Consider the following 9,506-nt stretch of genomic DNA (forward strand, 5'->3'; position numbering starts at 1 on the left):
GCCCCGGCGGGCGGCGGGCGCGGGTGACACCGGCGGACGTGGGGATGCCGCCGGGGCTGCGCCGCCGCACGCCGGGGCTGCGCCGGGAGGAGGTCGCCCAGCTCTCCGGTGTCGGGGTGACCTGGTACACGTGGCTGGAGCAGGGCCGCCCCATCAACGCGTCCGCACAGGTGCTGGACGCGGTGGCGCGCACCCTGCGCCTCGACCAGAGCGAACGCGAGCATCTGTACCAGTTGGCGGAGGTGCCGTACGCGCCGGACCGGGAGGCCGCCGCGGACCGGGTGAGCGACGAGGTGCGGGGCGTCGTCGACGCGCTCGATCCGCGTCCGGCAGTCGTCTACAACGCGCGCTACGACATCCTGGCCGCCAACGCCGCCTACCTCGATCTGTTCGATCTCCCGGCGCTGCGGCGGATCGGGGTGCGCAACGTGCTGTGGATGCTCTTCGCCGTACCGGAGCCGGACTGTCCGCTGGTCTGCCGGGAGATGGAGCTGCCGGTGATGGTGGCCACGCTGCGGGGAGCGTACGGCCGGCATGTGGGCGAGCCGGCGTGGGAGTCGTTCGTACGGCGCCTGTCGGCGGCCAGCCCCTACTTCGCGGAGCTGTGGAACGGCGGCGACGTGGTGCCGACGGGACCCCGGGTGAAGAGGTTCCGGCACGAGGCGGTCGGTGAGATACGGATGACGTCGGTGTCGCTGTCGATCGACGGGATGCCGGACTGCCGGATCGTGGTCTACACCCCGGACGACGAGGAGAGCCGGCGCAGGACGGCGGAGCTGCGGGGGCTCCGGGGAGGGTCGGTGAACGCGGAACGAGAAATCCCGCCCTCATGACGAGGACGGGATTCGAGGTGTGGAGCTAAGGAGAATTGAACTCCTGACCTCCTGCATGCCATGCAGGCGCTCTACCAACTGAGCTATAGCCCCTCATGTTCTTCGCGCTCCGCGCTGTGAACAAGAAGAACTTTAGCCTGCGGTCAGCCGGAAAGTGAAATCCCGCCCGGCGGCCCCGGCGCGACCGCGCCACGGCGTCGTCCGGCCTCTCAGTCGTCGTCGCCGAGCACCGGCTCCGGCAGCGTCCCCGCGTTGTGCTCCTGGAGCCGCCAGCCCCGCGCGCCTTCGCCCAGGACGGACCAGCAGCAGTTGGAGAGCCCGCCGAGACCTTCCCAGTGGTGCGCCTCAAGACCGAGCAGCCGGCCGATCGTGGTGCGGATCGTGCCGCCGTGGCTGACCACGACGAGCGTGCCGTTGTCGGGGAGCTTGTCCGCGTGGTGGAGCACGACGGGCGCGGCCCGGTCGGCGACCTCGGTCTCCAGCTCGCCGCCCCCGCGCCGTACGGGCTCCCCGCGCTTCCACGCCAGATACTGCTCGCCGAACCGCTCCACGATCTCCTCGTGGGTCAGGCCCTGCCAGGCGCCCGCGTACGTCTCACGGAGCGCGGAGTCGTAGCTGACGGGGAGGCCGGTCAGCGTGGCCAGCTCGTTGGCCGTGGCCACGACGCGCTGGAGGTCGGAGGCGACGAGCGCGTCCGGCCGCAGCGACGCGAGCAGCCGGGCGGAGCGACGGGCCTGCGCGACGCCGGCCTCCGTCAGCTCGATGTCCGTCGTGCCTTGGAAGCGCCGCTCCAGATTCCAGGCCGTCTGCCCGTGCCGCCACAGAATGATCCGGCGGCCCCTGCCGCCTTTGCCGCCGTTCAGCTCAGCTCACCTTCCATGGAGCCGTTCACCTCGGCGTGCTCGGCACCCTTGCCACGGGTCTTGACGGCGTCCTCCGGCAGCGGCAGCTCCGGGCAGTCCTTCCAGAGGCGCTCGAGCGCGTAGAAGACCCGCTCCTCGCTGTGCTGGACGTGGACGACGATGTCGACGTAGTCGAGCAGGATCCAGCGGGCGTCGCGGTCGCCCTCCCGGCGCACCGGCTTGGCGCCGAGCTCCTTGGAGAGGCGCTCCTCGATCTCGTCCACGATCGACTTGACCTGACGGTCGTTGGGCGCGGAGGCGAGCAGGAACGCGTCGGTGATCGACAGCACGTCGCTGACGTCGTACGCGATGATGTCGTGCGCGAGCCGGTCTGCCGCCGCCTGGGCGGCGGCGTTGATGAGCTCGATGGAGCGGTCCGTGGCGGTCACAGGCGATGCTTTCGTCGGCGGTCTGGAGACCCCCAGGGTCTCACGGACCGCCGACAAGCCGGCGCAGCCTTCTGATCAGCCGCGGACGACCCGCGGCTGCCCCGTGGATCAGCCGCGGCTCACTCGCGGATCAGCTGCCTTCGTAGTCTCCGCCGAGGGTGACCAGGACGTCGGCGTTCGGCGGGGCCTTGCCCTTCTTGACGGCGTCCACCGCCAGCCCGAGTGTCTTGGCGACCTCTTCCGCCTGTGCCTTGTTCTTCTCGTCGCCGTACGTGACCTGCGACGACGCGGCCTGGTCGGCCGTACCGCCGTCGACGAAGGTGTAGCCGCCGTTGATGATCGAGACCCGGGCGGCTTCGGTGTCGGCCTTGTCGCCCGTGGCGTTCTTCACACCGACCCGCAGGGCCGCGCCCTCCTCGGGAGCGCTGACGGTGCCGCCGAGGATGTCCTTCACGACGGTCTCGGTCGCCTGCTCGCCGAGGCTGCCGTCCTCGGCGACGGGCAGGACGGTCGTCTTGTAGTCGCCGACCTTGGCGTGCGCCGCGAGCTTGGCCAGGGCGGCGCCCAAGTCCTGCTCGGTCATCGGCGGCTCCAGGATCTGCGCCAGGGTCTCGACGGTGATAGTGGCGCCCTTGGGGTCCTCCGAGATCTTCCGCAGGACGCCCTGCATGACCGCGCCGAACCGCTCCAGCTGCTTGGCCTCGGACTCGTCGGGGCCCAGATACGTGGCGTACGCGACGGCCGCCTGCCCGTTCAGGGTCTGGTCCTCGCCCTTGGTGACGAGCGGGTCCTCGCCCTTCTTGGCGGCCGGGACCTCGGTGTTGGTGGTGATGTCGATGTTGCCGACCAGCTCGACGAGATTCTCCAGATACGGGGTGTCGAGCCGCCAGGTGCCGGAGATCTTGGTGCCGAGCAGGGTGTCGACCGACTCGCGGGTGCCCTGGGAGCCGCTGTCGGAGACGGACTTGGCGAGGGTGCCGGTGGCGCCGGTCTCCGCGTCGGCCACGAGGAGGGAGTTGGGGAGCAGGACGGTGGTGCCCTGCTTGGTGGTGGAGTTGTTGACCAGCAGCGCGGTGGAGGTGGCCTTGTCCTTCGTGTTGTGCAGATTCACCATGATCACGTCGCGCTTCTGCGGGCCGGTGGCGGTGTTCTGCTTCTCCTCGTCCGCCGAGAAGCCGGGCAGCTTGCCCGCGTACCAGAGGTAGCCGACGCCGCCGACGACGACCAGCGCCATCACGACGACGAGGGCGACGACGCGGCTACGGCCGCGGCGGCGGGCCTCCTCGCGGCGCTCGGAGCGGCTTTCGGTGAACTTGAGCCAGTCGATGACGTCTTCGGAGTCGGCGTCCGGCTCCTCTATGAAGGAGAACTGGTCCGTCTTGTAGTCGCCGTCGGGCGCGGACCGCCGCTGCCCGGGAACGGCGGGCTCGGGGGCCGGGGTCGGGGGCGCGACGGGTGCGGGCTCCTCGACCGGGGCCGACTGGTGCTGCGGTGGCTGTTGTTGCTGCTGCGGGATGTTCCACTGCGACGTGTCGACGGCCGCCTGCTGCTGGCCGGTGTCGTAGCCGTAGCCCTGCTGCTGTTGCTGGTGTTGCTGCTGGGCGTACGGGTCGTACGGCGCCTGCTGCTGGCCGTACGCGTCGTAGCCGTAACCCTGTTGCTGCTGCGCCTGCTGCTGTTGCTGCGCGTACGGGTCGTACTGCTGCGCCTGGGGCTGCTGATGCTGTCCCTGCTGCTGATGCTGCTGGTGTTGCTGCTGCTGGTACACCGGCTGCCCGTACTCGTCGTAGCCCACGATCTGCGGCTGCTGCGTGTAATACGGGTCGTACGGGTCGTACGGCTGCTGGTCGTTCACCGGTGGCCCCTCTCCGTGGCTCATTCGCCGCGGTACAACTGGCGCTTGTCGATGTAGCGCACCACACCGTCCGGCACCAGATACCAGACCGGATCGCCCTGCGCGACCCTTGCCCGGCAGTCGGTCGACGAGATCGCCAGCGCGGGAACCTCCACCAACGAGACGCCGCCCTTGGGCAGTCCGTCGTCCGTCAGATCGTGTCCGGGCCGGGTGACACCGATGAAGTGGGCCAGCGCGAACAGTTCCTCGGCGTCCCGCCAGCTGAGAATCTGGGACAGCGCGTCCGCCCCGGTGATGAAGAAGAGATCCGCGTCACCGTGGAGGGAGTGCAGATCCCGCAGCGTATCGGTGGTGTAGGTCTTGCCGCCACGGTCGATGTCGATCCGGCTGACCGAGAACTGCGGGTTGGACGCCGTCGCGATGACCGTCATCAGATAACGGTCCTCCGCCGGCGAGACCGCCGACTGGCTCTTCTGCCACGGCTGTCCCGTCGGGACGAACACCACCTCGTCGAGGTCGAACAGCGCGGCCACCTCGCTGGCCGCCACCAGGTGCCCGTGGTGGATCGGGTCGAACGTCCCACCCATCACACCGAGACGGCGCTTCCCGCCGTCCCTCGCGCCGGCCGGCGCTGCTTCCTGCTTTCCCATGCCTGCGGAGCCTACTGGCACGGCGTTGCTGCCCCGTCTCAGCGGTCGCGGTTGAAGCGAGTGGTGATCCACAGCATCAGAAGCAACGCGAACAGCGCGCCACCGCCGGTGAGATAGGCGTTGAGGCTTTCGTGGTTGCCGCCGTGCTCGCCGCCCTCGGAGGCGACGGTGACCAGATTGGCTGCGGTGCTGTAGAGGCTCATCTTCGGCAGGACCTATTCGATCGGGGAGCGGAGACTTCGCACATCGTATGCGGGCCCGCCGGGCACGCCCACGCCGACTCAGACGTTGTTGTCGGCGACGGCGCACGGCAGCCCACGCACAACCGTAGCCGCAGCACATACGGTGGGGGCTGTCAGGGGGACGAGCCGATGACTCGTACGAACAGGGGATTTCCATGACCGAAGACAGCCACGAGGCAGCCAGCCACGAGAATGTGCCGAGCCGGCAGCGCAAGCGCTTCCCGGGTATCTCCTCACGCGCGTACGAACACCCCGCCGACCGCTCGGCCCTGGTCGCGCTGCGCAAGCTGAGCGGGTTCGACACTGTCTTCAAGGCGATGAGCGCCCTGCTGCCGGAGCGCAGCCTGCGGCTGCTGTTCCTCTCGGACTCGGTGCGGGTCAGCGACGTGCAGTTCGCGCATCTGCACACGATGCTGCTGGACGCCTGTTACATCCTGGACCTGGAGAAGGTCCCCACGATGTACGTCGCGCAGAACCCGATGCCGAACGCCATGTGCATCGGTCTCGACGAGCCGATCATCGTGATCAACACGGGTCTCGTCGAGCTGCTGGACGAGGAGGAGATGCGTGCGGTCGTCGGCCACGAGGTGGGTCACGCGCTGTCGGGTCACTCCGTCTACCGCACGATCCTGCTCTTCCTCACGAATCTCGCGCTGAAGGTCGCCTGGATCCCGCTCGGCAATGTCGCGATCATGGCGATCGTGTCGGCGCTGCGCGAGTGGTTCCGCAAGTCGGAGCTGTCGGCGGACCGGGCGGGGCTGCTGGTCGGCCAGGACACCCAGGCGTCGATGCGCGGGCTGATGAAGATCGCGGGCGGCAATCATCTGCACGAGATGAACGTGGACGCGTTCCTGGAGCAGGCGGCGGAGTACGAGGCGGGGGGCGACCTGCGCGACTCCGTGCTCAAGATCCTCAACGTCCTGCCGCGTACGCACCCGTTCACGACGGTGCGCGCCGCCGAGCTGAAGAAGTGGGGCGAGAGCCGCGACTTCCAGCGGATCATGGACGGGCACTACCCGCGGCGTACGGAGGACAAGGACACCTCGGTCAGCGACTCGATCCGGGACTCCGCCTCGCACTACGCGGACACGGTCCGCACCAGCAAGGACCCGCTGATGAAGCTGGTCGGCGACATCGCGGGCGGCGCGGGCGACCTGGGCGGCAAGCTCCGCGACCGGTTCACGGGCGGCTCGTCCGGCAACGCCGGGACCAACGGGAACGGGAACGGCGGCGCCGAGGGCGGCGGCGGCAGGCCCGCCGACGACAGCGGAAAGTAGGCGGTCGGCCGACAGTTCTACCGGTCGCGGGGCTGTGCCCGGGTGTCGAGCACACCGCACAGCCCGGCGGTCGGCGGCCCCGTCGCGTACGGATCGGTGCCGCTCGGGCCCGTGGGCGTCGCCCTGCCGCCGGCCAGCAGCGGTCGCAGCGTGCCCGGCGCCTCGGTCGAGCAGGTCTGCGGCCCGGCCTGGACCTGGCTCGTCAGCAACTCGGCCCGATGTCTGGGCAGATCCTCCCGGTCGAAGCGGAAGTGCATCGTCCGCCGGACGGTGAACAGCGACGCGTCCTGCTTCGCCGCCTGCCCGGCCGGGCGGAGCGCGTAGACGAAGGTGTGGTCGGAGAACACGTCGATCGTGTCAGCCGCCGACTCCGCGAACCGGAGCGTGCCCCGGACGCGTACGGACGATTCGGCGAGCGCCACCTTGGCGGGGTCGAATCGCACCAGCCACCCGGCCGGCGCGTGTCTCCCGTCGTCGGAGGGGTCGGCGAAGGTCTGGTCGAACTGCGGGAGCTGTTCGGGGTCCAGCATCACCCGCACCGGGCGCCGCTCGGCGCCGGTGAGGACGTCCGGGTCGACGGACGAGGCGACGAGATAGTCCTTGGCGGTGGTCAGCGCCGTCATCACGTCGTTCTCCGTGAAGTGCGGGGTGCGCCGCGCGAGCGGCAGCGGGATCCCGGAGGCCCCCGCGTCGAACCGCGCGGCCGGGCTGCGGCGCAGCAGACTCTCCGGGGTGTCGCCCGGTACCGCGCCGGTCGGGGCGAGCGGGATGACCGTCATACGCAGCGGTTCCGCCGAACGGGTGAAGGCGGGCCGGTACGGGGGCCGGACACCGACGTACACGGCGGTGCCGAAGGCCACGGCGACGACCAGCACCAGCAGCAGTGCCTGGACCGATCCCCGGCGGGGAGTCACCGAGCCGGCGCCGGACTTCTCGGCGGGGTCGCGTCTGCGTACGGCGTGCGAGTGGTCGCCCATCCGCTCCTTGGCGGAGAACTCCTGGAGCCGGGCAGCGCGGACGAACGATTCGTCGAAGACGACGGACCGGTACTCGTCCTCGCCACCGCCGGGGGTCCCCTCGGGAGTGCCCTCGGGTGGGTCTCCGCGACCTGCCATACCTTCAGGTTAGGTCGGCGGCGCCGAACATAAACTCGGACGCCGTCCCCGGGAACGACCCGAGTCACGGAGGGTCACAGGCGTCACGACGGTCACAGGCGCCGCCACGTCACGCGTCGCCACGTCACGCGTCACCAGAGCACTGCGACATCAGGGCACCGGCGACATCGGGGCACTGCGGCATCACGGCCTACCGCGGCATCACGGCGTACTGCGCGGCACCGCCGAGACCTTGGGCACCGGCACCGCGTACTCCTGCGGGGTGACGGGCCCGCCCCCGCCGTGCGACGTGTCGACACCCGTCGTGGCGGGCGGTGGCACCCGGTCCTGCCGGTTGCCCGACGCCCCGCGGTAGACGGCGGTGAACGCGAGCGCGACCATGCCGATGCCCATCACCACGGCGAGGAGCCAGGCGACGGGCCGGTGCCAGCGGGCGCTGCTCCGGTAGGGGCGCAGAGCGCCGCCGTGCGGTCCGTAGGGGCCGAAGTCCCCGTGCGGGTCGTCCGGGTCGTACGCGGCGCCGTACGGCCGCTCCGCGCCGTACTCGCCCGGCCGGCCGTAGCCGTCCTCGTAGCGGTCGTCGTCGGACGGGCCTCCGTAGGCCCGCGCGCGGGCCGCCTCGGCGTCGGCGCGCGCCTGCGCGGCGGCCAGCAGCCGCTCGACGGCGGTCGGTTCATGGACGGGTGCGGACCGGATGAAGTCCTCGTCGAACACCACGGAGGCGAAGTCCTCGTCCGCGCCTCCGCGGTCGTCGTCGGGCTCCCAGCCGTCCGGGAACGGCTTGCCCCCCACGTCGTCCGGCACCATCTCAGAGTAGACCGGGGCGGGCGATTTCGGCAGAGACAGCGGAGATTCTCCCCTGTGACTACCTCCGGTCACCGCTGCTACCGGGTGTGACCGTCGCCCGTGACGATGTACTTGGTCGACGTCAGCTCGGGCAGTCCCATCGGGCCCCGCGCGTGCAGTTTCTGCGTGGAGATGCCGATCTCGGCGCCGAAGCCGAACTGCCCGCCGTCCGTGAAGCGCGTCGACACATTGACGGCGACCGTCGTGGAATCGACCAACTGGGTGAAGCGGCGGGCCGCCGCCTGCGAGGTGGTGACGATGGCCTCGGTGTGACCGGACGACCAGAGCCGGATATGGGCGACGGCCGCCTCCAGCGAGTCGACGACGGCGGCGGCGATGTCGTACGACAGGTACTCGGTCTCCCAGTCCTCGGCGGTGGCCGCCACGACGGTGGCCTTCGTGCCGCCCGCCGCCTCCGCGAACTCCAGGACCCGCTCGTCGGCGTGCACGGTGACCCCGGCCTCGGCGAGCGCGTCCAGCGCGCGCGGCAGGAACGCGGCGGCGATGTCCTGGTGGACCAGGAGCGTCTCGGCGGCGTTGCAGACGCTCGGGCGCTGCGCCTTGGAGTTGATGAGGATGTCGACGGCCATGTCGAGATCGGTCTCGGCGTCCACGTACACATGGCAGTTGCCGGTGCCGGTCTCGATGACGGGGACGGTCGACTCCTCGACGACGGTTCGGATCAGCGAGGCGCCGCCGCGCGGGATCAGCACGTCGACCAGACCGCGGGCGCGCATCAACTCCCGTACGGAGTCGCGGTTCTCGCCGGGCACGAGCTGGACCGCGTCGGCCGGCAGCCCGGCCCCGCCGACGGCGTCGCGCAGCACGCGCACGAGCGCGGTGTTGGAGGAGTACGCGGAGGACGAGCCGCGCAGCAGCACGGCGTTGCCCGACTTCAGGCAGAGCGCCGCCGCGTCGACGGTGACGTTGGGGCGGGCCTCGTAGATGATCCCGACGACACCGAGGGGGACGCGCACCTGGCGCAGGTCGATCCCGTTGGGCAGCGTCGATCCGCGCACCACCTCGCCGACCGGGTCGGGCAGCGCGGTGACGTCCCGTACGTCGGCGGCGATGGCCCGCACACGCTCCGGGGTCAGCGTCAGCCGGTCGATGATCGCCTCGCTGGTGCCCGCTTCCCTGGCGCGCTCGACGTCCTCGCCGTTCGCCTTGATGATCTCCTGCGTACGGACCTCAAGAGCGTCGGCGATCGCCAGCAGCGCGTCGTCCTTGACCGAGCGCGGCAGCGGAGCGAGGTCGGCGGCTGCGGAGCGGGCCCGGTAGGCGGTCCTGGTGACCGGGGTCAGGTTGTCGTACGGCGAGAGCGAGGTCATGCCCGCAGGGTAATGCGCGTACCGCGGGCACTTCCTCCGTATCCCGTACTCCGAGACGGCCACGCC

General features: G+C 70.5%; 10 protein-coding genes and 1 tRNA gene. 2 read left to right on the forward strand and 9 right to left on the reverse strand.

Annotation, left to right across the window (positions count from 1 at the left end; all coding sequences use genetic code 11):
- On the forward strand, positions 1 to 833 hold an 833-nt coding region (locus BHU15_RS34360), incomplete at its 5' end, for a helix-turn-helix transcriptional regulator (protein ID WP_255293276.1).
- A gap of 20 nt (positions 834 to 853) precedes the next feature.
- Here the strand turns inward: BHU15_RS34360 and BHU15_RS34365 are convergent.
- From BHU15_RS34365 to BHU15_RS40580, 6 genes are all read right to left on the reverse strand, one after another.
- Positions 854 to 926 (reverse strand) — tRNA-Ala (locus BHU15_RS34365).
- Between the two features lie 116 nt (positions 927 to 1,042).
- Positions 1,043 to 1,696, reverse strand: a complete 654-nt coding sequence (locus BHU15_RS34370; RefSeq protein ID WP_031231687.1) for a histidine phosphatase family protein — start codon at positions 1,694 to 1,696, stop codon at positions 1,043 to 1,045.
- Positions 1,693 to 2,124, reverse strand: coding sequence for a ribosome silencing factor (gene rsfS / locus BHU15_RS34375; protein WP_023541808.1), 432 nt, complete (start codon positions 2,122 to 2,124; stop codon positions 1,693 to 1,695). Before rsfS ends, BHU15_RS34370 begins: the two co-directional genes overlap by 4 nt.
- 130 nt (positions 2,125 to 2,254) lie before the next feature.
- Positions 2,255 to 3,979, reverse strand: a complete 1,725-nt coding sequence (locus tag BHU15_RS34380) for an LCP family protein (RefSeq protein ID WP_069630705.1) — start codon at positions 3,977 to 3,979, stop codon at positions 2,255 to 2,257.
- A 20-nt stretch (positions 3,980 to 3,999) separates the two neighbouring features.
- Positions 4,000 to 4,629, reverse strand: coding sequence for a nicotinate-nucleotide adenylyltransferase (nadD, locus tag BHU15_RS34385; protein ID WP_069630706.1), 630 nt, complete (start codon positions 4,627 to 4,629; stop codon positions 4,000 to 4,002).
- Positions 4,630 to 4,667: 38 nt separating this feature from the next.
- Positions 4,668 to 4,832, reverse strand: coding sequence for a hypothetical protein (locus tag BHU15_RS40580; RefSeq protein ID WP_023541805.1), 165 nt, complete (start codon positions 4,830 to 4,832; stop codon positions 4,668 to 4,670).
- Between the two features lie 194 nt (positions 4,833 to 5,026).
- Between BHU15_RS40580 and BHU15_RS34390 the strand changes: the two genes are divergently transcribed.
- Entirely contained in the window at positions 5,027 to 6,148 is a 1,122-nt protein-coding gene (locus BHU15_RS34390; protein ID WP_069630707.1) for a M48 family metallopeptidase, read from the forward strand.
- A 17-nt stretch (positions 6,149 to 6,165) separates the two neighbouring features.
- Here the strand turns inward: BHU15_RS34390 and BHU15_RS34395 are convergent, their stop codons facing one another.
- From BHU15_RS34395 to BHU15_RS34405, 3 genes are all read right to left on the reverse strand, one after another.
- Positions 6,166 to 7,263 carry an SCO2583 family membrane protein gene (locus tag BHU15_RS34395; RefSeq protein ID WP_069630708.1) on the reverse strand — a complete coding sequence of 366 codons (1,098 nt, stop codon included), beginning with the start codon at positions 7,261 to 7,263 and terminating at the stop codon, positions 6,166 to 6,168.
- A gap of 201 nt (positions 7,264 to 7,464) precedes the next feature.
- Entirely contained in the window at positions 7,465 to 8,067 is a 603-nt protein-coding gene (locus BHU15_RS34400) for an SCO2584 family spore wall biosynthesis protein (RefSeq protein ID WP_069630710.1), read from the reverse strand.
- Between the two features lie 80 nt (positions 8,068 to 8,147).
- On the reverse strand, positions 8,148 to 9,440 hold the full coding sequence (locus tag BHU15_RS34405; protein ID WP_069630709.1) for a glutamate-5-semialdehyde dehydrogenase: 1,293 nt from the start codon (positions 9,438 to 9,440) through the stop codon (positions 8,148 to 8,150).
- Positions 9,441 to 9,506 lie beyond the last annotated feature (66 nt).

Origin of the sequence: Streptomyces niveus (assembly GCF_001723055.1) — a bacterium.
GTDB classification, from domain to species: domain Bacteria; phylum Actinomycetota; class Actinomycetes; order Streptomycetales; family Streptomycetaceae; genus Streptomyces; species Streptomyces niveus.